Below are 21,392 nucleotides of genomic sequence, written 5' to 3'. Positions count from 1 at the left end.
GCTCAGGCTCACTAACCTTTGATTCAGTCATTCGTATGACAAAGGGTTTTTACATAATAGGAGGGAGAACAACTATGCAAGGCGAAAAAATCACAGTTAAAGATGGAGTATTAAATGTACCAAACAATCCAATTATCCCATTTATTGAAGGAGACGGTACAGGTCCTGATATTTGGGCTGCTTCCTACAGAGTTTTAGATGCAGCTGTAGAAAAAGCTTATAAAGGTGAACGCAAATTAGTCTGGAAAGAAGTTTTAGCTGGCGAAAAAGCTTTCAACCAAACGGGTGAATGGCTTCCATCAGAAACACTTGATGTCATTAATGAATATTTGATTGCTATAAAAGGTCCATTAACAACGCCTGTTGGCGGCGGAATTCGTTCCTTGAACGTTGCATTGCGTCAAGAATTAGATTTGTTTGTCTGCTTGCGTCCTGTAAGATGGTTTGAAGGTGTTCCTTCACCAGTTAAGCGTCCGCAAGACACAGACATGGTGATCTTCCGTGAAAATACTGAAGATATTTATGCTGGTATTGAATACGAAAAAGGCTCTGATGCAGTTAAAAAAGTAATCGACTTCCTGCAAAACGAAATGGGCGTTAAGAAAATCAGATTCCCTGAAACTTCAGGTATCGGCATTAAGCCAATTTCCGAAGAAGGGACAAGCCGTTTAGTTCGTGCTGCTCTTAACTCTGCAATTAAAGAAGGCCGTAAATCCCTTACAATCGTACACAAAGGGAACATAATGAAATACACTGAAGGTGCGTTCAAGAACTGGGGTTATGAGGTTGCTGAAAAAGAATTCGGCGATAAAGTGTTTACTTGGAATCAATATGACCGTATCAAAGAGGAACAAGGCACAGATGCTGCGAACAATGCACAGGCCGATGCAGAAGCTGCTGGTAAAATCATCGTAAAAGATGCGATTGCAGATATCTTCTTACAACAAATTCTTACCCGTCCACGTGAGTTCGATGTTGTTGCAACAATGAACTTGAACGGTGACTATATTTCTGATGCACTTGCTGCACAAGTTGGGGGAATTGGGATCGCTCCAGGTGCAAACATCAACTATGAAACTGGACATGCTATTTTTGAAGCAACACATGGTACAGCACCAAAATATGCTGGACTTGATAAAGTAAACCCTTCTTCTGTTATTTTATCCGGTGTGTTAATGCTTGAGCACTTAGGCTGGAACGAAGCAGCTAAAATGATTGTTAAATCAATGGAAAATACAATTGCTTCTAAAGTCGTTACTTATGACTTCGCACGCTTAATGGAAGGCGCAACAGAAGTAAAAACATCAGAATTTGCTGATGAGCTAATTAAAAATATGGAATAAGCAAGAAGTGCAGAAGCGTCTTGACCAGGGGGATATAGGGAGAAATATCGACTTGCCAGCAGAGTGAAGCCAGAGATTAGTCTCCCTTAATGCGTACAGATAATGTTAGCTTTCTGCAGTCAAGCATAAGTGGAGTCGGTGAGAAGGCTGCTTTTTAACCTCCTTGCCGAATTGGCTTAGACAGAGCCACTAGGCGCTGGAGCTAGACAGAACTTTAGGGCTGTTTTCGAGCAGCCCCTGTTGAGTTGAATTATTGATGAAAAAGGGGAGAGCAATAATGTCATTAAAACGTAAAAAGGTTTCTGTAATCGGCGGCGGATTTACTGGTGCTACAACTGCATTTTTATTAGCACAAAAAGAACTTGGTGATGTCGTTCTAGTTGATATCCCACAAATGGAAAACCCAACAAAAGGTAAAGCATTGGATATGCTTGAAGCAAGTCCTGTTCAAGGATTTGATTCTAATATTACCGGTACTTCTAACTATGAGGATACCCGCGATTCTGATATCGTGGTAATTACTGCAGGTATTGCACGTAAGCCAGGCATGAGCCGTGATGACTTAGTGCAAATTAACCAAAAAGTAATGAAAAGTGTTACCCAGGAGATTGTGAAATACTCTCCAAACTGTACAATTGTTGTGTTAACAAACCCTGTTGATGCTATGACTTACACTGTGTTTAAAGAATCAGGTTTCCCTAAAAACCGTGTAATCGGTCAATCAGGTGTCCTTGATACTGCCCGTTTCCGTACATTTGTTGCACAAGAATTAAACCTTTCAGTAAAAGATATTACAGGCTTTGTACTTGGAGGACATGGGGACGATATGGTGCCGCTTGTACGGTACTCCTACGCTGGCGGTATTCCGTTAGAAACTTTAATTCCTAAAGATCGCTTAGAAGCAATCGTGGAACGTACAAGAAAAGGCGGCGGCGAGATTGTCAACCTTCTTGGTAATGGAAGTGCTTATTATGCACCTGCTGCTTCTTTAGTAGAAATGTGCGAAGCAATCCTGAAAGACCAACGACGTGTATTACCATCCATTGCTTATTTAGAAGGAGAATTTGGCTACGAAGGCATTTACCTTGGTGTTCCAACGATTCTTGGAGCAAATGGCATTGAAAAGGTTATCGAGCTTGAGCTTACTGCAGATGAAAAAGCTGCATTAGACAAATCTGTTGAATCAGTTCGCAATGTAATGCAAGTATTAGCGTAATATTAATGAGAATTCGGGGTCCTAAAGGTGTCCCCGAATTTCTCTATCTATTGATGAAATCGCTTACAGTAGAGGTGGAATTCGATGCTTTTAGGAAAAAAAAGAAAGTTAGGGCGAAAAATTGAAGAAATAACGGCTGGTGAAAAGTTATCATTAACTGAAAAAATTGAAGATAAGGACCTTCTCCTATATCTTGGATTAACAGATGATGCGAATCCTCTTTATATTCAACATGACTATGCATCACAAACTCCATTTGAAAGACCGATTGTCCCAAGTATTATGCTTACGGGGATGATTACCTCTGCCATCTCAAAATATTTACCAGGGCCGGGCAGCCATATCATAAGCCAAAATATTGAGTTTCCTAAGCCTGTCTATCATTACGGTACCGTTGAGTTTTTGTTTGAAGTTATTGAAGTGATACCAACTGAGCATACTGTTGTCATGAGTGTAGTAGGAACGAATGAAAAAAATGAGCCAGTGATTAACGGAAAAATCAAGGTTTGCCCGCCGCATAGGTTAGAAGAAATTCATGGGAAGGCTTTGGAGAATTTTTAATACCGGTATTTAAAAAGGAATGCGTTGACATTCCTTTTTGTGTTAATTGGGAAGCTTACTTTGCTTACCGGTAGATTGGAACAGAAACATGACTATTTAGTTAACGTTAAGTTAATGTAACATTTTTATGTATTAGCCCATAAAACTAGATAATCACTCTTCCTTAAATATATAATGAAGGTATCTTGTATAGCGGGGGTTATTATGAAAAATAAAATTCTTGTTGTTGACGATGAGCAGTCAATTGTCACCTTACTTAAATATAATTTAGAACAGGCAGGATTTGAAGTAATAACTGCAATGGATGGGAATGAGGGGAGAATTTTAGCTGAAACCGAGTCACCAGATATCATCGTGTTAGATCTTATGCTGCCAAAATTAGATGGCATGGAAGTATGCAAACAACTTCGCCAAAAAAATATAATGATTCCTATTTTAATGCTAACAGCAAAAGATGATCAGCTTGATAAAATATTGGGCCTTGAGCTCGGCGCAGACGACTATATGGTCAAGCCATTCAGTCCGAGAGAGGTCATTGCTCGTGTGAAAGCAATTTTAAGGAGAACACAGGTTCAAACGGAATCGGCAGGAGAAAATGATCAAACTGATGGGCAAATAGGCATTGGAAAATTGACCATTTATCCAGAAAAATATGAAGCCTACTTTAAAGAAAATCTTCTTGAGTTAACGCTAAAAGAATTTGAATTGCTCCTCTACCTTGCGCAAAATAAAGGCAGGGTGTTAACACGGGATCAATTACTCAGCGCTGTTTGGAATTATGACTTTGCTGGCGATACTAGAATTGTTGATGTACATATTTCACATCTTAGAGAAAAAATTGAAGAGGACACGAAAAAGCCGGCCTATATTAAAACTATCCGCGGTCTTGGCTACAAACTGGAGGAGCCCAAAAGAGAATGACAAAGTTCCGAACAAGGCTATTAATTGCCCTGACTACTCTAATTATTACTGTATTAGTCGGATTAGGAATATTGCTTGGCCAGTTGTTTAAAAACTATTACTCACATTCGTTCAATGAACGCCTAAAAATAGAGCGGGATCTTCTCATCACGTATATTGAGGAAACTGGTGGAGTGTCCTCCTTTAATAAACAGGATGTTTTAAAATTCAGTAAGATGTTAAATGTTCGAGCCACTATAACAAATCCTGAAGGAAAGATTTTGTACGATAGCGACGGGGGTACAGATCTTAGCGAAAAAAGCACTAGGGGACTTAACGAAATCATTCATGATGTAATAAAGAAAAGTCCGAAAAAAGAGGATCTCTTAGAAGAAGGTGATGGCTATGACCTGCACTATTATTGGAAGCCAATTAAAAAAGACGGACTAAAGGAAGGTTACATATTCCTAAGCACGAAAACTAATGAAGTAAAACAAGCATATGGGCAAATCTGGTGGATCCTCTCCATCAGCCTTGGAATGGCTTTGATTGCTATTATTTTTCTTGGCATTAGAATCACCTCAAGATATACAAAACCAATAGAATCCGCGACAAATGTTGCTATTGAATTAGCAAAAGGGAACTACCGTGCCAGAACATCTATCGACCGTCTCGATGAAACAGGGATGCTGGGTTCGTCGATTAATATGCTGGCAGAAAACCTTCAAACGCTCATAAAAGCACAGGAAATGCAGCAGGATCGACTAAGTGTTCTGATTGAAAATATGGGGGCAGGGTTAGTTTTAATCGATAGCCGCGGTTACATAAATCTAATCAATAAAGGCTATATTGATATCTTTCATGTTAATTCGAAAGATTACCTAAATAAACTTTATTATGAAGTCATTGCAAATGAGGAAATCTGCCATTTAGTTGCAGAAGTATTCCGAACAGAACAAAAAGCAAGTAAACAATTGCTTATTCCATTTTTGATTGAAAGAAGATATTTTGCTGTTTACGGGGTGCCGATTATTGGGACAAACAATGTATGGAAAGGGGTATTGCTCGTATTCCACGACATAACAGAATTAAAAAAACTTGAGCAGATGCGTAAAGATTTTGTCGCCAATGTTTCGCACGAACTAAAAACCCCTGTTACATCGATTAAGGGGTTTACTGAGACTCTGTTGGATGGAGCGATGAATAACCAAGAAACTTTAGAAGCATTCCTTTCGATTATTTTAAAAGAAAGTGATCGCCTTCAAACACTTATTCAAGATTTGCTGGATCTTTCCAAAATAGAGCAGCAAGGCTTCCAATTGAACCTGCAGGAAGTTGAGTTGCGTTCGCTTCTAGAAGATGTGATGACACTGCTTACAGGGAAAGCAGAGGCGAAGAACATTCACCTAGAATTTTATTGTAAGCAGAGCCAAGTGTTTATAATTGGTGACGCCGATCGCCTAAAGCAAGTTTTTATTAACTTAATCGGCAACGCCATTACCTATACACCAGTTGAAGGGTATGTGAAAATCATCCTTCTAGACTTTGAAGAAAATGTCCGGATTCATGTAAAAGATTCTGGTGTTGGCATAATGGAAGAAGAAATTCCACGTATTTTTGAACGGTTTTACCGAGTTGACCGTGCTAGAAGCCGTAATTCGGGCGGGACAGGTTTAGGTTTAGCAATTGTGAAACATTTAATTGAAGCCCATCATGGGAATATAAGTGTTAGGAGTAAAGTGGGCGAAGGCAGTGAATTTATTATTGAACTTCATAAGAAATGATTTTTTTGGATGGTGAAGATAGTTGGAAAAGAAAAAGCTTGTCCTGATTGACGGGAACAGTATAGCCTATCGTGCTTTTTTTGCATTACCTTTGCTTAATAACGATAAAGGAATCCATACGAATGCAGTATACGGCTTTACAATGATGTTGATGAAAATTTTGGAGGATGAAAAGCCAACGCATATGCTTGTCGCATTTGATGCTGGAAAAACAACCTTTCGTCATAAAACCTTTACAGAATATAAAGGTGGCAGACAAAAAACCCCGCCGGAGTTATCAGAGCAATTTCCATTTATTCGTGAATTGTTAGATGCTTATGGGATTTCAAGATATGAGCTTGAGAACTACGAGGCCGATGACATTATCGGTACTCTTTCCTTGACAGCTGAAAAGGATGGCTATGAAGTAAAAGTTATTTCCGGGGACAAAGATTTAACCCAGCTTTCTTCTTCTGCTACAACAGTCGGGATTACCCGCAAGGGAATTACTGATATTGAAAAGTATACCCCTGAGCATGTGGCAGAAAAATACGGTCTTACTCCAGAGCAAATTATCGATATGAAGGGTTTAATGGGTGATACTTCTGATAATATACCTGGGGTACCGGGTGTTGGGGAAAAGACTGCGATTAAGCTGCTAAAAGAGTTTTCAACTTTAGAAAATCTGTTACATTCGATTGATCTAGTCAGTGGGAACAAACTAAAGGAAAAACTAACAGAATTTAAAGAGCAGGCCTTGATGAGCAAAGAACTTGCCACGATCGAACGGCATGCGCCAGTAGAAGTGAATTTAGAAAAAATTACCTATGAGGGCTTTGCGAGAGAAAAATTAGTGCCCTTATTTAAAGAATTAGGTTTTCATTCATTATTGGATAGGCTAGGTGAAGATACAACAGTAAACGAAGAGCAAGAGCTTGAAAAGGTTGAGTATGTCATTCCGGCTGAAATAACGGACGAAATATTTGCTGATGACAATTATTTGTATGTTGAAATGCTGGAAGATAATTATCATTATGCGGAGATCATTGGTTTTTCTCTTGTAAATGAAAATGGGCAGTATTACTTGCCAACAGAGCAAGCATTACAATCAGCAGCATTTAAAAAATGGGCAGAAGACGAAGGAAAAAAGAAAATAGTATATGATGCAAAGCAGTCCGAAGTTTCCTTAAGAAGGAGAGGTATCCATTTAAAAGGAACCGACTTTGATATATTAATGGCTTCCTATCTCATTAATCCATCTGAAAATATTGAAGATCTTGCAGCGATTGCGAAAAGATATGATATCCACAATATTCAATCAGATGAATCGTTTTATGGCAAAGGAGCTAAACAAACGGTTCCAGAAGCGTCTAAGCTTGCAGAGCATCTCGTTCGAAAGAGTCTAGCCATGGCTGACCTGAAAGAAAAACTCGAAGATGAATTAAGGAAAAATGAACAGTACGAATTATTTACAGAACTTGAAATGCCCTTATCACTTATTTTAGCTGACATGGAATCGTGGGGTATAAAAGTAGAACGGGAACGTCTCCTGATGATGGGGAAAGAACTGAATGAGCGTCTTATTGAAATTGAAGAAAAAATATGTGAATTAGCCGGTGAAAAATTTAATATTAACTCGCCTAAACAGCTTGGTGTTATTTTATTTGAAAAATTGGGTCTGCATTCCTTTAAGAAAACAAAAACAGGTCATTCGACATCAGCGGATGTTTTAGAAAAGTTAGCCGAGGATCATGAAATTATTAAACATATTCTTCTTTATCGACAATTAGGAAAGCTTCAGTCCACATATATAGAGGGACTGCTGAAAGTGATTGATCCAAAAACGGAAAAAGTCCATACAAGGTATCAACAAACCTTAACAGCGACTGGCAGATTAAGCTCAATCGATCCAAACCTGCAAAACATCCCAATCCGCCTTGAAGAAGGAAGAAAGATTCGTCAGGCTTTTGTCCCTTCAGAAGAGGGATGGGTGATCTTTGCGGCGGACTATTCGCAAATCGAGCTGCGTGTGCTTGCGGACATTGCAGGCGATGAAAAACTGATTCAGGCCTTTAAGGATGATTTGGATATTCATACGAAAACAGCCATGGAGGTCTTCCACGTTGATAAAGATGAGGTAACCTCTAACATGAGACGTCATGCCAAGGCAGTAAACTTTGGAATCGTATACGGAATCAGTGATTATGGACTTTCTCAATCCTTGGGAATCACAAGAAAAGAAGCTGGCCAATTCATTGAAAGATACCTTAACAGCTATCCTGGTGTAAAGGAATATATGGATGATATCATTCACTCGGCAAGACAAAAAGGGTATGTATCAACCTTATTGCACAGGAGAAGGTACATCCCTGAGATAACGAGCCGTAATTTTAACATCAGAAGTTTTGCAGAAAGAACAGCGATGAACACGCCAATTCAAGGAAGTGCCGCTGATATCATAAAAAAAGCAATGATTGATATGGACGAAGCATTAAAGGATCAAGGACTAAAGACGCGGCTCTTACTGCAGGTACACGATGAATTGATCTTTGAAGCTCCTGAGGATGAAGTGGAGATCCTAAAAAAGTTAGTCCCAGACGTAATGGAGAATGCGCTCGAATTAAAAGTACCGTTAAAAGTAGATTACTCATATGGTCCAACCTGGTTTGACGCGAAATAAAGTGAAACTTCAGTCAGTGTTTTTTTACTGCCTGGTAATGCGGGATAAATACACAGCAAAGGGGGGACGATGGATATGCCAGAGCTTCCTGAGGTTGAATCAATACGAAGAACGTTAAAGAAATTAGTTCTTAATAAAACAATTGAAAACATAACTGTCTTCTGGCCAAAAATCATTAAAAATCCTGTCGATGTCGAACAATTCGTGGATGCCTTAAAAGGGGAAAACATTATTGATGTCGGTAGAAGAGGGAAATTTTTAATTATATATACTGGAAATTTTGCGATTGTATCGCACTTACGAATGGAAGGAAAATATGGGCTCTACCCTAAGACAGAGGCGTTTGATAAACACACACATGTTATTTTCCACTTTACGGATGATACAGAATTAAGGTATCGTGACGTTCGGAAATTTGGAACGATGCACCTGTTCAAGAAAGGCGACGAATTTTTAAAACCACCGCTGATTGATCTTGGGCCGGAACCCTTTTCAGCGGAATTTACCGAAGAATATTTGGCTGAGAAGTTAAAAAAGACAAACAGGAAAGTAAAACCAGCCTTACTTGATCAAAAGCTTTTTGTCGGGCTTGGCAACATCTATGTTGATGAGGCGCTTTTTCGAGCTGGAATTCACCCGGAACGCATTGCCAGTACACTGAACGAAAAGGAAGTTGCTGTTCTCCACCAGGAAATTGTGGCAACGTTAAACGAGGCGGTCCAAAAGGGCGGCAGTACAATTCGCTCCTATGTTAATTCACAAGGGGAGATTGGAATGTTTCAGCTTGAATTATTGGCCTATGGACGAAAAGGAGAAGCATGTAAAAAATGCGGAACTCCACTAGAGAAAACAACTGTAGGTGGCAGAGGAACACATTATTGCCCTGCCTGCCAGAAACTTTAACTGAGACGAAATTAAAGAAAGTGGAATAACATTAACCTTGGATGGGCTCCTTCCATATACTATCGTAGTGATTTGGAGGAAGGAGTCAGAGATTAATGGTTCAGTTGTTCTCACTTCTCGTATTAGCATTTGCACTCAGCCTTGACAGCTTTAGTGTCGGTTTTACCTATGGGTTGAGGCAAATGGTAATGCCGATTAAGTCAGTTCTAATTATTGCAACATGCTCGGCTGTCTCTTTAATGATTGCAGTGTCAATTGGACACGGCCTGGAAAAAGTGCTATCGCCGAGTATCACGGCAAGCATGGGTGGGTTCATACTAATCGCCCTTGGTGCCTGGGTATTGTATCAATTTTTCCGGCCAGAGAAGGAAAAAGAAATAGTAAAATATGAAAAGACAATTGTGAATTTTGAAATCCGGTCTTTAGGATTAGCCATTAATATCCTGAAAAAGCCAATGTCTGCTGATTTTGACCAATCAGGTACGATTACAGGAATTGAAGCGTTAATGCTGGGATTAGCCTTATCCTTAGATTCATTTGGAGCAGGGATTGGAGCAGCAATGCTTGGTTTTTCGCCTATTTATTTAGCAGTAACTGTTGCGATAATGAGCTCCTTATTTGTTCTTTTAGGGATAAAAAGCGGAACTTTCTTTCATAAGTTTGAATGGATTCAAAAGTTTACCTTTTTGCCAGGAATCCTATTAATAATCATAGGAATCTGGAAGATATAATTATGTAGGAAGGAAACGAGCATGACACTAGTTATCGGTCTGACAGGCGGAATTGCCAGTGGAAAAAGTACAGTATCAAATATGCTAAAGGAAATGTATGTCACAGTGGTCGATGCAGATGTTGAAGCACGCCTAGCGGTGGAAAAAGGTGAGCCTGCTTACAATAAAATCATCGGTGAATTTGGTCGAGAAATTTTAATGGAGGATGGAGAAATCAACCGTCCAAAACTCGGCTCGATTATTTTCCATCAAGCAGAGAAAAGGAAGCTCCTAAATGAAATTACCCACCCAGAAGTAAGGAAAAGAATGAAGGAACAAGTAGAAAATGCAAAAAAGAACAATGAAGAAGTGGTTGTTCTTGATATCCCGTTATTGTTTGAAAGTAAACTAACGAATCTGGTGGATAAAACTATTCTTGTATTTGTGGATCATGAAACGCAGCTTCACAGATTAATCGCAAGAAATAACCTATCGGTAGAGGATGCTGAAGCAAGAATCCGTTCCCAGATGCCACTTTCAGACAAAGTAGAGCTGGCGGATGCTGTGATTAATAATAATGGATCAATAGCAGATTTAAAAAAACAACTCATTGAAGTTTTAATAAAATGGGGAATTAATCTGGAATGATCATAATGTAAGAAGGGGCCCCCCTTCTTATTTTTTTTGAAATTAGTAAACAAGTTATCAGAATTAAAAAACATTTAAAAATCCGCCATTTATTTATCACAATTAAACCTAAATATGTTATACTAATTACAATAAAACAAGTTAACAGTATAACATTAATACGGAAGGGGCCGTAAAATGAAGGCGAGAATTGCAATTAATGGTTTTGGGAGAATTGGAAGGATGGTTTTTAGAAAAGCAGTCCTTGAAAATAAATTTGAGATTGTAGCCATAAATGCGAGCTATCCTGCAGAAACTTTAGCTCATTTAATAAAATATGATACGAACCATGGACCATTTCAAGGAGATGTAATTCCTTTAGATCATGAGTTAATCGTGAATGGAAAAAGAATTAAACTATTAAGTAAGCGAAATCCTGAGGAGCTGCCATGGAGAGAGCTTGGGATTGATATTGTGATTGAGGCTACCGGAAAGTTTAATGCTCGGGAAAAAGCAGCTCTTCACTTAGACGCAGGAGCCAAAAAGGTAATTTTGACAGCTCCAGGGAAAAATGAGGATGTTACTATCGTTATGGGTGTTAATGATGAAATGCTTGATATTACGAATCATGATATTATTTCCAATGCTTCATGTACAACTAACTGCCTTGCACCTGTTGCTAAGGTGTTGGATGAGAAATTTGGAATTGAAAACGGTTTAATGACAACGATTCATGCTTATACAAATGACCAAAAGAATATTGATAATCCACATAAAGATTTACGAAGAGCACGTGCTTGTGGACAATCTATTATTCCTACAACAACAGGCGCTGCGAAAGCATTATCACTTGTTTTGCCGCAGTTGAAAGGAAAATTACATGGTATGTCACTCCGAGTACCTACACCAAACGTTTCACTTGTAGACTTAGTAGTGGATCTAAAGCGAGATGTGACGGTTGATGATATTAATCATGCATTTATTGAAGCTTCAAATGGTTCATTAAAAGGCATTGTTGATTTCACGATTGAACCATTAGTATCTATTGATTTTAATACTAATGAACATTCTGCGATTATTGACGGCCTTTCCACAATGGTCATGGGGACAAGGAAAGTAAAGGTTTTAGCTTGGTATGATAATGAGTGGGGTTATTCATCCCGTGTTGTCGATCTAGCCGTATTCGTTGCAGAGCAAATCGCAAATGCCTCACAAGTAAAGGTTGGCTAATATCAAAATGAATCAAAAAATGCTGTCAAATGACAGCGTTTTTTTAGTGTGTACAAATTGACAAAAAAACACTGATCGAATTTTCGCTTTTTCATTAAAAAAATTTTTTTTTGATAGGTTGCAAAATAAATATAAACAAAGTATACTAGTCATCGTGAACTTCTTGAAATTAGGTAGCGATTAATTACTTAAAGGGTTAGGACCTCTCTGGACTAACTTTCCCCCGTGGTAATTACTTAGATACCGTCAATAACAGGATTTCAAGAAACAATCATAAAAGTTTAAAGGGGGAAAAATGAATATGGAAACAATGGGACGTCACGTAATCTCTGAACTTTGGGGTTGCGATTTTGAAAAATTGAATGATATGGATTTTATTGAAACAACTTTTGTCGAAGCTGCTCTTAAATCAGGTGCGGAAATCCGTGAAGTAGCATTTCATAAATTTGCTCCACAAGGTGTAAGCGGTGTTGTTATTATTTCTGAATCACACCTTACCATCCACAGCTTCCCTGAACATGGATATGCCAGCATTGATGTCTATACTTGCGGTGATTTAGACCCGAATGTAGCTGCTGAATATATTGCAGAAGCATTAAATGCCGAAACACGTGAAAATATTGAAATACCACGTGGAATGGGCCCTGTGCATGTTAAACAGGCAAAGGTATTATAATCTTTAAAACAAATTCCCAGAGGTGTACCAATTGTACACCTCTTTTTATATTTTGCGAAAAATGTTGTAAACTAGGTTATAAGAGAAGAATACTTGGAGGGTTTGTATGGCTATTTTTACACGTTTTAAAAAGCATATTGAAACATCGGAACAAAATGCGGATGATTCCTTAAAAACACATTATTATAAAGCGACTTTTAATCAATTATTTCAATCAGTAGAAAAGCTATTCCATGAAGATGCAGATTGTCAAATAACGACTCTATCTAAGGAGCATGGAGAGATTGCTGTGGAAATTAGTAAGCCAATACCGTGCTTCCTGATTGTTACAATTGTTTCGGTAAAACCTTTGGAAACAGCAGTGGATTTTAATATTTCATCTGAAAAGTTTTCAATACTTGGTATCTATCCCGATTTAAAAAAGCGGATTAATTCCTATTACAAGCGGATTGGGCAATTGCATAATATTGTCGGAATAAGAAAAAACTCATAGCACTTCCACTTGTACAAAGGGCTGCTTTTTAATAAGATAAAAGAAAGGATTTTGTCGGATTTGGAGCTGATTAAATAATGAAATGCCCTTCATGTCAAAATTATGGTACACGTGTACTGGATTCCCGGCCTGTTGATGAAGGACGTGCAACACGTAGAAGACGAGAATGTGAAGAATGCGGATATCGCTTTACTACTTTTGAAAAGATTGAAGAGATTCCCTTAATAGTGGTGAAAAAAGAAGGAACAAGGGAAGAATTCAGCCGTGATAAAATACTGCGAGGCTTAATTAAGGCATGTGAAAAGCGGCCTGTAGCCTTAAAACAATTAGAAGATATCACCCACGGTGTCGAAAAGGATCTTCGCAGTCAGGGTATTTCTGAAATCAAAAGTGAAGCCGTTGGCGAAATGGTGATGGACAGGCTGGCACATGTTGATGAGGTCGCATATGTGAGATTCGCCTCCGTTTACCGCCAATTTAAAGATATTAATGTATTTATAGATGAATTAAAAGAATTAATAAAAAGGGAAAAATCTTAAGGAGCTAAAGTTTTTGGCTCTTTTTTCACTAACGAGGGAAAGGTAGGAAATGATATGGCCCAGCATTGGCAGGAAATTCTTCCTATCGACCGGTATATTGTAGCGGCCAATGGGCTTCTTCATGAGTATGACCGTAAAGTGCTGACGTTTTTATATCAGCCTTTGATTGGGTCAACTTGTTTTAGTTTGTATATGACCCTCTGGGCGGAGCTTGAGGAAAGCCGGCTCTGGTCTGAATCCTCCACACATCATTTATTAATGAACCTAATGGGAATGAATTTAAATGATATATACGAAGCACGATTAAAACTTGAAGGCATTGGTTTATTAAAAACATTTGTCAAAACGGATGACGGGGAACGCTCCTTTATTTACGAGCTGCATCCTCCATTAAATCCCGAGCAATTCTTTTTAGATGGGATGTTAAATATTTATCTATACCGAAAAATTGGCAAGAACCATTTTGCGCGTCTGAAACGTTTTTTTACTGACCACCGAAAACCGACGGAAAAAGAATACCAAAATGTGACGAGAGCTTTTCAAGATGTATTTGCTTCAGCCACTCCAGGGAGTCTCCAATATCTGCAAGATGTTTCCGAAGATATTGAAGAAGCGGGGGAAAATAAACAGTTTATAGGTCGAAACGAAACCGATCCTATTCAAATTGATGGCAGCACGTTCGATTTTAATTTGTTAGAATCCGGTCTAAATGAATCGCTTGTCCCGAAAAAAGCACTGACACAAAAGGTTAAGAGTGTAATTAGCAATCTTGCATTTCTATATAATATCAATCCCATTGAAATGAAAAATTTCATATTAGGTGCCATAAATCCGAATGATGAAATTGATATTGAAGACTTACGAAAAGGTGCTCGTGATTGGTATCAATTTGAGAATTATGACCAGCTTCCAAGTCTAGTTGAACGGACGCAGCCATCTAAATACAGGGTTCAATTAGTTGAACCAAAGACCCAAGAAGAGGTATTAGTCCGATCGTTAGAAACAACATCTCCAATAAAAGTTTTTAAAGACGCTTCAAATGGAATTGAACCCTCAGAAAATGAAATGAAAATTTTAGAAGAAGTAATGCTTAAGAAAAAACTTTTGCCCGGTGTTGTAAATGTACTAATTCAATTTGTACTTTTAAAAGCAGATATGAAATTCACAAAAAATTACGTTGAACAAATTGCCAGCCATTGGGCACGTAAGGAAATAAAAACAGTTAAAGAAGCAATGGAATTGGCTAGGAAAGAACATAATATGTACCTTTCTTGGAGTAAGGAGAAAGGCTCAAGGAAATCTTCAAAACAAAAACCGATTCGGACTGAGTTACTTCCAGATTGGTTTGATAAAGACCCGCTGAAAAATGATAAGCAAAATCAAAAAGAAAAAAATCCTGATTTAGAGGCAGAAAAACGCGAAATTGAAGAAATGTTAAAGGCATTTGATGAATAAGAGGTGACTTATGGAGAAAATCAACCAAACATTGAAACGGTTAGCCTCACATGAAAATTTTCAAAAGCGATATGAAAAAATGCGTAAAGAAACCTTAGAGCATCCTGGAATCCAAGAATTTATTAAAAAAAATCAAAATGTTATTACTAAGAATATGATTGAAAAAAGCTTGGTAAAGTTATATGAATATATAAACCAAAGTAAAGAATGTGAAAAATGCACAAGTCTAGACAGCTGCGTCAATATGATGAGAGGTTATCACCCGGAACTAGTATTAACTAAAGACTCCATAGATGTTAAATATGAACGCTGTCCAAGAAAAATTATGGATGATGAAAAGAAGAAAAATGAAAAGCTAATAAAAAGTCTATATGTTCCGCGAGACATATTGAATGCAACTTTTGAGGGATTTAAACATGATGATGAAAAAAGGAGCCATGCTGCTAAAAAGGCTGCTGCTTTTTTGTTAAATTATGAAAAGGGAATAGCAACAAAAGGATTATACTTTTATGGAGAATTTGGAGTTGGAAAATCTTATTTGTTAGGTGCAATTGCAAATAGATTAGCTAAAAAACAAATTTCTTCGATGATTGTTTATCTTCCAGAATTACTAAGGGAGATGAAAAGCTCCATTGCAGATTCTACTTTAAACGAAAAAATCGAGGCACTTAAAAAAGAACCGATTTTAATGCTTGATGATATTGGGGCGGAAGCCATATCAAGCTGGACGAGAGACGAAATATTGGGTCCAATTCTTCAGTTTAGAATGCTTGAAAACCTTCCGACTTTTTTTACCTCAAATTTTGATTTTAAAGGGCTTGAGCATCATTTAACATATAGCCAGCGTGGAGATGAAGAGAAAATGAAGGCGCGAAGAATTATGGAGAGGATTCGAACCTTAAGTGAGCCAGTACTAGTTGAAGGCCCAAATCGAAGATAATAAATGGAGTTTAGGATTGTCGTAAATTAAGCGGCGATCCTTTTTTTGTTTGAATGCAAAAAGCTGTGGTCCGCCAACTTCTATTTTAGCCAAGTCCCCCATATATATTAAAACAGAGATTTGTAAAGAAAACTCGTCGATTGGCGAGCCGTTAGGCGAAGTTGCACTTATGCCTGACAGGAAAATTTTACTTTCCTATCGGCCTAAAAAGGGGGGGTTTGGTTGGCGGAAATCATCTTCCAAAGCAAGCTGGATGCACAAAGATTTTATAACCACTTGCTGAAGTATCTATCATATAATCATAAAAAAGAAACTATTCTTCTTTTAGAAGATCGACATATAGTTAAAGTTTTAGATGGCTTTACTTCCGTTGATATTTTTGAGCTGCTTAAAACAGCATTTTATGATTTTATTACGAATACCAAAAGAAATGACTGGTTTAGAGAGATTATAAAAAATAAATATTATTATGAGGATTTAGAAGAACAGGAGCAAATTTTGGAGATCCTTTATTCTGTGCTTGAAGGACAAAGAGAGGATCTTGCTGTTTTTTTTAAAGAAACAAACGGGGAGCTTAATATTTTAAAGGCTGCAATTGATCATATTTTTCAGGATAATGTTTCTTTTTCGTTTGACTCTTTTATTAAATTTCGTTTACGTTCATACTTCCAAATGCTTGAACGTTCTGTGGAACTTGCCATTGATGAGTATAAAATGGAGCAGGAATATCAAATGTTTGTGCAAATGCTTAGAGATTTTTTGATCAATCGAGAACCAAAAATGGACGCTCTTCATTTATTGTTTAATGAAGAAATCACTTTTTATAATGAACAGTTTGTCGAAATAAAAAGAGGTGAATTAACGAGAATGATTGACCGTAAATTATTAGTTAATCATCCTGTTTATGTTGATTCTGCTTCGATTGCACCACTCTTATCGCTTGCACCAACATCTATTTTTATTTATACAAAAGACCCTGAAGAACCGCTTGTAAGAACTATCAAAAATATCTTCGAAGAAAGAGTAACGATTAAGACCTTTGATGCTCTCCGTGAAATGAAAAAAGGAGCAGAAAACTACGATTCTGCTGAATATCATGCATAAAAACTAAAATTATGGTAATATTTAGTTTTGTGTACCTTGATTTTTTATCATGAACTCATTATAATAACGTACATAGCAATTTTTCATAATAGAGTAAAAGTAATGATAAGGACAACAGTATTTCTTTACGGTTTTTAGAGAGGGAGGCCGCCGGCTGAAAGTCTCCTAACACGGAAAAAATACTTACCACCTTTAAACTTCAGCAGTGAACACTTCTTGTTTGATGGAGTAATTAATTGTTGACGGTCTACAGCCGTTACCTGACCAAAGTCATTATCAATGTGGGCATTGATAATGAAAAATTGGGTGGAACCACGTGTTAATTAAAACTCGTCCCTATTCCAGGGACGGGTTTTTTATTTTTTACAAGCGTTGTTAAATAACGCTTCAATTAAAAGGAGGAATAGTTATGTCAGACGTTGTTAAGATTTCGTTTCCTGATGGGGCAGTAAAGGAGTTTGCTCGCGGGACAACAACGGAAGATATTGCCGCTTCTATTAGCCCGGGTCTAAAGAAAAAGGCAATTGCCGGCAAATGGAACGGTCAAATGTTTGATCTTCGCCGTCCGATTCTAGAAGACGGTTCCATAGAAATCGTTGTACCTGATTCCAATGATGCGTTAGAGGTTTTACGCCACAGTACAGCACACTTAATGGCACAAGCTGTTAGAAGGCTGTATCCAGGTGTAAATTTTGGAGTAGGCCCCGTCATTGAAGGTGGATTCTATTATGATATGGATCTTGAGGAATCATTAACACCTGAAGACCTGCCAAAGATTGAAAAAGAAATGGCGAAAATCGTGAATGAAAACCTTGAAATTATCCGTAAAGAGGTAAGCAGGAATGAGGCTGTGCAGCTTTTTAAAGAAATGGATGATCCATATAAGCTTGAACTAATAGAAGCCATTCCTGATGAGGAAACTGTAACACTCTATCAACAAGGTGAATTTATTGACCTTTGCCGCGGTGTACATGTTCCCTCAACTGGAAAAATTAAAGAATTTAAATTATTGAGCATTGCTGGTGCTTATTGGCGAGGCAATAGTGATAATAAAATGCTCCAGCGTGTGTATGGAACAGCTTTTTTCAAAAAAGAGGATTTGGCTGAACACCTTCGTTTGCTTGAAGAGGCGAAAGAGCGTGATCACCGTAAAATTGGTAAAGAATTGAGCCTTTTCGCTAGTTCCCAATTAGTTGGACAGGGATTACCATTATGGCTCCCTAAAGGCGCTACAATCCGCCGTGTCATTGAACGATACATTGTGGATAAAGAAATTCGTCTTGGTTATGATCATGTGTATACACCGGTCATGGGAAGTGTCGATTTATATAAAACTTCCGGACACTGGGGGCATTATCAAGAGGACATGTTCCCTGTAATGGATATGGACAATGAACAGCTAGTGCTTCGTCCAATGAACTGTCCGCATCATATGATGATTTACAAAAATAGTATCCATAGCTATCGTGAGCTTCCAATTCGGATTGCTGAGCTTGGTTTAATGCACCGGTATGAAATGTCAGGTGCGTTAGCAGGATTGCAGCGTGTCCGTGGGATGACATTAAATGATGCGCATATTTTCGTTCGTCCAGATCAAATTAAGGATGAATTTAAACGTGTCGTTAACTTAATTCTTGGTGTATACAAAGATTTTAATATTAACGATTATTCCTTCCGTCTGTCTTACCGTGACCCACAGGATAAAGAGAAATACTTTGATGATGATGCGATGTGGGAAAAGGCGCAAAGCATGCTGAAGGAAGCAATGGATGATTTGGGTCTTGATTATTTTGAAGCTGAAGGCGAGGCGGCTTTCTACGGTCCTAAGCTCGATGTTCAAGTAAGAACTGCGTTAGGTAAGGATGAAACATTATCAACTGTTCAATTAGACTTCCTACTGCCAGAGCGCTTTGATTTAAATTTTGTTGGAGAGGATGGCAAGCAGCATCGTCCAGTTGTCATACACCGTGGTGTCGTGTCAACAATGGAACGCTTTGTTGCCTTCTTAATTGAAGAATACAAAGGGGCATTCCCTACTTGGCTCGCTCCAGTTCAGGTTCAAGTCATCCCTGTATCGCCGGACGCACATTATGATTATGCGAAGCAAGTACAGGAACAGCTTCAAAATGAAGGCTTCCGCGTTGAATTGGATGGCCGCGATGAAAAAATCGGTTATAAAATCCGTGAAGCACAAATGCAAAAGATACCATATATGCTCGTAGTTGGCGATAAAGAGGTTGAAGATCAAGCCGTTAATGTCCGCAAATACGGCGAACAAAACTCAGAAACAAAGCCATTTGCTGAGTTTCTTGCAGTACTTAATACAGAAGTAAAAAGAGGATAAGGTAACGAAAGAGAGGTTCGCCTCTCTTTCGTTTTGAAAAAAACTATTGAATAATTCTTTATTTCTTGCTACAATATATTTCGTTGTCAAAGGAAATAGTCGTTTGACATTGCGTCTTTGTTTATGGTATAGTTACTAAAGTGAAAATTGAATACAAGTTTTTGGGAAAAGAAGAAGCACCCGCTTCTCACCTGATTTGACGCTAATTAGCAGTTGGCAGGTTTTACGTGAACTTTTTGTTTATTACTTATGTTTCGTAAAGTGTGGGTGAATTCATCCGCACTTTTTTATTTGCATACTTAAGAAATGCACTAATAAAAGTTTTTTAATACCTGTCGATTCAACATGGTGTCATATCAGATGTTTCTTGACCCTGAAGTTGTATTCTTGATAAAACCTTGGAGGTGGCTAACTATTAGCAAAGACATGTTGTTAAATGAGGGCATTCGCGCTCGCGAAGTTCGCTTAATTGATCAAAATGGCGAGCAATTAGGAATTAAAACCAAATTCGAAGCGTTGGAAATTGCCGGACGAGTAAATCTTGATTTGGTACTTGTTGCACCAAATGCAAAGCCTCCGGTAGCCCGGATAATGGACTATGGCAAATTTAAATTCGAGCAGCAAAAGAAAGAAAAAGAAGCTCGTAAAAATCAAAAGATCATTACGACGAAAGAAGTTCGTCTCAGCCCAACGATTGATGAGCATGACTTTAATACAAAGCTTCGCAATGCCATTAAGTTTTTGGAAAAAGGCGACAAGGTAAAAGCTTCAATCCGTTTCAAGGGCCGGGCGATTACCCATAAAGAAATTGGTCAACGTGTGTTAGACCGTTTTTCCGAAGCGTGCAAGGAAGTTGCTACAATCGAGTCACATCCAAAAATGGATGGACGGAGCATGTTCCTAGTTTTAGCACCTAAAATCGACAAGTAATTAAGGAGGACAATCACAATGCCAAAAATGAAAACTCACCGCGGCGCTGCAAAGCGTTTTAAGAAAACTGGTTCTGGTCAACTAAAGCGTGACCACGCTTATACAAGCCACTTATTTGCGAACAAATCTACAAAAGCTAAGCGTAAACTTCGCAAAGGAACTCTTGTTTCTAAAGGCGATTTCAAACGCATTCGTCAACTATTAACTTACGTAAAATAATCTCGGATAGATCGATTTATATAGGAGGGAAATTACATGCCACGTGTAAAAGGCGGTACAGTTACGCGCAAGCGTCGTAAAAAAGTTTTAAAATTAGCAAAAGGTTATTACGGTTCAAAACATACATTATATAAAGTTGCTAACCAACAGGTTATGAAATCTTTAATGTATGCATTCCGCGACCGTCGCCAGAAGAAGCGCGACTTCCGCAAACTTTGGATTACTCGTATCAATGCAGCAGCACGTATGAACGGCCTTTCTTACAGCCGTTTAATGCACGGCTTAAAGCTTGCTGGTATCGAAGTAAACCGCAAAATGCTTGCTGAATTAGCAGTTAGCGATGCTAACGCATTTGCTGAATTAGCAAACGCTGCTAAGCAACAAATCAGTAAATAATTGATCAAATGCCATTCTCCGTCGTGAGGATGGCTTTTTCCATAAAGGGGATATTTAGGTATGACGATTTTATTGGTCGCTTTTTTGGTCATGAATGTAGTGGGGCTCTTGATTATGGGAGAGGATAAAAAGCGGGCGAGAAAGCATCAATACAGGATTAGGGAGCGGACTTTGTGGCTTGTGGCACTATTTGGCGGTGCTGTTGGCACAACGGCTGGCATGCAGCTTTTTCGCCACAAAACGAAGCATGTTTCTTTTAAGATTGGCTTTCCGGTCCTTGCGATTGTAGAATTGTATTTACTCATTAAGTTTCTATTATAAAAAGCCGCTTTAATGGCGGCTATTTTTGGCTATTAGGAAAGT

At 38.2% G+C, this 21,392-nt stretch carries 21 protein-coding genes and 2 other annotated features; all 21 genes read left to right on the top strand.

The genetic code is table 11. From position 1 onward, the window contains the following. Positions 1–74: 74 nt before the first annotated feature. The gene (gene icd / locus V7150_RS12650) at positions 75–1,343 is read left to right on the top strand and encodes an NADP-dependent isocitrate dehydrogenase (protein WP_335518464.1); all 1,269 of its coding nucleotides are present in this window, start codon (positions 75–77) and stop codon (positions 1,341–1,343) included. A 277-nt stretch (positions 1,344–1,620) separates the two neighbouring features. After that, positions 1,621–2,559, top strand: coding sequence for a malate dehydrogenase (mdh, locus tag V7150_RS12645; protein WP_335518460.1), 939 nt, complete (start codon positions 1,621–1,623; stop codon positions 2,557–2,559). An 84-nt stretch (positions 2,560–2,643) separates the two neighbouring features. After that, entirely contained in the window at positions 2,644–3,120 is a 477-nt protein-coding gene (locus V7150_RS12640; RefSeq protein WP_335518457.1) for a MaoC/PaaZ C-terminal domain-containing protein, read from the top strand. Between the two features lie 204 nt (positions 3,121–3,324). After that, positions 3,325–4,041 carry a response regulator transcription factor gene (locus V7150_RS12635; RefSeq protein WP_335518454.1) on the top strand — a complete coding sequence of 239 codons (717 nt, stop codon included), beginning with the start codon at positions 3,325–3,327 and terminating at the stop codon, positions 4,039–4,041. Beyond that, positions 4,038–5,804, top strand: a complete 1,767-nt coding sequence (pnpS, locus tag V7150_RS12630) for a two-component system histidine kinase PnpS (RefSeq protein WP_335518451.1) — start codon at positions 4,038–4,040, stop codon at positions 5,802–5,804. Before V7150_RS12635 ends, pnpS begins: the two co-directional genes overlap by 4 nt. Positions 5,805–5,826: 22 nt before the next feature. Further along, the gene (polA, locus tag V7150_RS12625) at positions 5,827–8,463 is read left to right on the top strand and encodes a DNA polymerase I (protein WP_335518448.1); all 2,637 of its coding nucleotides are present in this window, start codon (positions 5,827–5,829) and stop codon (positions 8,461–8,463) included. A 75-nt stretch (positions 8,464–8,538) separates the two neighbouring features. After that, positions 8,539–9,366, top strand: coding sequence for a DNA-formamidopyrimidine glycosylase (gene mutM / locus V7150_RS12620; RefSeq protein ID WP_335518543.1), 828 nt, complete (start codon positions 8,539–8,541; stop codon positions 9,364–9,366). Between the two features lie 95 nt (positions 9,367–9,461). Then, the gene (ytaF, locus tag V7150_RS12615; RefSeq protein WP_335518445.1) at positions 9,462–10,097 is read left to right on the top strand and encodes a sporulation membrane protein YtaF; all 636 of its coding nucleotides are present in this window, start codon (positions 9,462–9,464) and stop codon (positions 10,095–10,097) included. A gap of 21 nt (positions 10,098–10,118) precedes the next feature. Continuing rightward, the gene (gene coaE / locus V7150_RS12610; protein ID WP_335518442.1) at positions 10,119–10,724 is read left to right on the top strand and encodes a dephospho-CoA kinase; all 606 of its coding nucleotides are present in this window, start codon (positions 10,119–10,121) and stop codon (positions 10,722–10,724) included. A gap of 177 nt (positions 10,725–10,901) precedes the next feature. Beyond that, positions 10,902–11,933 (top strand): glyceraldehyde-3-phosphate dehydrogenase, encoded by a 1,032-nt coding sequence (locus tag V7150_RS12605; protein ID WP_335518440.1) that lies wholly within the window; start codon positions 10,902–10,904, stop codon positions 11,931–11,933. Positions 11,934–12,234: 301 nt separating this feature from the next. Continuing rightward, complete coding sequence (gene speD, locus V7150_RS12600) at positions 12,235–12,609, top strand: adenosylmethionine decarboxylase (RefSeq protein WP_335518541.1); 375 nt, start codon at positions 12,235–12,237, stop codon at positions 12,607–12,609. Between the two features lie 106 nt (positions 12,610–12,715). After that, positions 12,716–13,102 (top strand): hypothetical protein, encoded by a 387-nt coding sequence (locus tag V7150_RS12595; RefSeq protein WP_335518437.1) that lies wholly within the window; start codon positions 12,716–12,718, stop codon positions 13,100–13,102. A 77-nt stretch (positions 13,103–13,179) separates the two neighbouring features. Then, positions 13,180–13,641, top strand: coding sequence for a transcriptional regulator NrdR (gene nrdR / locus V7150_RS12590; protein WP_335518434.1), 462 nt, complete (start codon positions 13,180–13,182; stop codon positions 13,639–13,641). A 54-nt stretch (positions 13,642–13,695) separates the two neighbouring features. Continuing rightward, positions 13,696–15,096: a replication initiation and membrane attachment family protein gene (locus V7150_RS12585; protein ID WP_335518432.1), complete on the top strand. Its 1,401-nt coding sequence runs from the start codon at positions 13,696–13,698 to the stop codon at positions 15,094–15,096. Between the two features lie 10 nt (positions 15,097–15,106). Then, positions 15,107–16,036 carry a primosomal protein DnaI gene (gene dnaI, locus V7150_RS12580; protein ID WP_335518430.1) on the top strand — a complete coding sequence of 310 codons (930 nt, stop codon included), beginning with the start codon at positions 15,107–15,109 and terminating at the stop codon, positions 16,034–16,036. 222 nt (positions 16,037–16,258) lie between these two features. Continuing rightward, complete coding sequence (gene ytxC, locus V7150_RS12575) at positions 16,259–17,140, top strand: putative sporulation protein YtxC (RefSeq protein ID WP_335518427.1); 882 nt, start codon at positions 16,259–16,261, stop codon at positions 17,138–17,140. A 93-nt stretch (positions 17,141–17,233) separates the two neighbouring features. Further along, positions 17,234–17,481 (top strand) — a binding site (T-box leader). A gap of 68 nt (positions 17,482–17,549) precedes the next feature. After that, positions 17,550–19,484, top strand: coding sequence for a threonine--tRNA ligase (thrS, locus tag V7150_RS12570; RefSeq protein WP_335518424.1), 1,935 nt, complete (start codon positions 17,550–17,552; stop codon positions 19,482–19,484). 162 nt (positions 19,485–19,646) lie between these two features. Then, positions 19,647–19,779 (top strand) — a sequence feature (ribosomal protein L20 leader region). Between the two features lie 131 nt (positions 19,780–19,910). Then, a complete protein-coding gene (infC, locus tag V7150_RS12565; protein WP_283923457.1) occupies positions 19,911–20,414 on the top strand; it encodes a translation initiation factor IF-3 in 504 nt (167 codons plus the stop codon). Positions 20,415–20,432: 18 nt separating this feature from the next. Further along, positions 20,433–20,633, top strand: coding sequence for a 50S ribosomal protein L35 (gene rpmI, locus V7150_RS12560; RefSeq protein WP_101649425.1), 201 nt, complete (start codon positions 20,433–20,435; stop codon positions 20,631–20,633). Between the two features lie 36 nt (positions 20,634–20,669). After that, positions 20,670–21,029: a 50S ribosomal protein L20 gene (rplT, locus tag V7150_RS12555; RefSeq protein WP_335518421.1), complete on the top strand. Its 360-nt coding sequence runs from the start codon at positions 20,670–20,672 to the stop codon at positions 21,027–21,029. A gap of 60 nt (positions 21,030–21,089) precedes the next feature. Further along, positions 21,090–21,350 carry a DUF1294 domain-containing protein gene (locus V7150_RS12550; protein ID WP_335518418.1) on the top strand — a complete coding sequence of 87 codons (261 nt, stop codon included), beginning with the start codon at positions 21,090–21,092 and terminating at the stop codon, positions 21,348–21,350. Positions 21,351–21,392: the final 42 nt, after the last annotated feature.

The organism is Neobacillus drentensis (genome assembly GCF_036965245.1).
Lineage (GTDB): Bacteria > Bacillota > Bacilli > Bacillales > Cytobacillaceae > Neobacillus > Neobacillus drentensis_G.
This window is presented reverse-complemented; position numbering and strand designations above follow the sequence as displayed.

Excerpts from the sequence above, each read along its gene's own strand:
- icd (WP_335518464.1), top strand. The coding sequence starts at position 75 with ATGCAAGGCGAAAAAATCACAGTTAAAGATGGAGTATTAAATGTACCA.
- mdh (WP_335518460.1), top strand. The coding sequence starts at position 1,621 with ATGTCATTAAAACGTAAAAAGGTTTCTGTAATCGGCGGCGGATTTACT.
- V7150_RS12640 (WP_335518457.1), top strand. The coding sequence starts at position 2,644 with ATGCTTTTAGGAAAAAAAAGAAAGTTAGGGCGAAAAATTGAAGAAATA.
- V7150_RS12635 (WP_335518454.1), top strand. The coding sequence starts at position 3,325 with ATGAAAAATAAAATTCTTGTTGTTGACGATGAGCAGTCAATTGTCACC.
- pnpS (WP_335518451.1), top strand. The coding sequence starts at position 4,038 with ATGACAAAGTTCCGAACAAGGCTATTAATTGCCCTGACTACTCTAATT.
- mutM (WP_335518543.1), top strand. The coding sequence starts at position 8,539 with ATGCCAGAGCTTCCTGAGGTTGAATCAATACGAAGAACGTTAAAGAAA.
- ytaF (WP_335518445.1), top strand. The coding sequence starts at position 9,462 with ATGGTTCAGTTGTTCTCACTTCTCGTATTAGCATTTGCACTCAGCCTT.
- coaE (WP_335518442.1), top strand. The coding sequence starts at position 10,119 with ATGACACTAGTTATCGGTCTGACAGGCGGAATTGCCAGTGGAAAAAGT.
- V7150_RS12605 (WP_335518440.1), top strand. The coding sequence starts at position 10,902 with ATGAAGGCGAGAATTGCAATTAATGGTTTTGGGAGAATTGGAAGGATG.
- speD (WP_335518541.1), top strand. The coding sequence starts at position 12,235 with ATGGAAACAATGGGACGTCACGTAATCTCTGAACTTTGGGGTTGCGAT.
- V7150_RS12595 (WP_335518437.1), top strand. The coding sequence starts at position 12,716 with ATGGCTATTTTTACACGTTTTAAAAAGCATATTGAAACATCGGAACAA.
- nrdR (WP_335518434.1), top strand. The coding sequence starts at position 13,180 with ATGAAATGCCCTTCATGTCAAAATTATGGTACACGTGTACTGGATTCC.
- V7150_RS12585 (WP_335518432.1), top strand. The coding sequence starts at position 13,696 with ATGGCCCAGCATTGGCAGGAAATTCTTCCTATCGACCGGTATATTGTA.
- dnaI (WP_335518430.1), top strand. The coding sequence starts at position 15,107 with ATGGAGAAAATCAACCAAACATTGAAACGGTTAGCCTCACATGAAAAT.
- thrS (WP_335518424.1), top strand. The coding sequence starts at position 17,550 with ATGTCAGACGTTGTTAAGATTTCGTTTCCTGATGGGGCAGTAAAGGAG.
- infC (WP_283923457.1), top strand. The coding sequence starts at position 19,911 with ATGTTGTTAAATGAGGGCATTCGCGCTCGCGAAGTTCGCTTAATTGAT.
- rpmI (WP_101649425.1), top strand. The coding sequence starts at position 20,433 with ATGCCAAAAATGAAAACTCACCGCGGCGCTGCAAAGCGTTTTAAGAAA.
- rplT (WP_335518421.1), top strand. The coding sequence starts at position 20,670 with ATGCCACGTGTAAAAGGCGGTACAGTTACGCGCAAGCGTCGTAAAAAA.
- V7150_RS12550 (WP_335518418.1), top strand. The coding sequence starts at position 21,090 with ATGACGATTTTATTGGTCGCTTTTTTGGTCATGAATGTAGTGGGGCTC.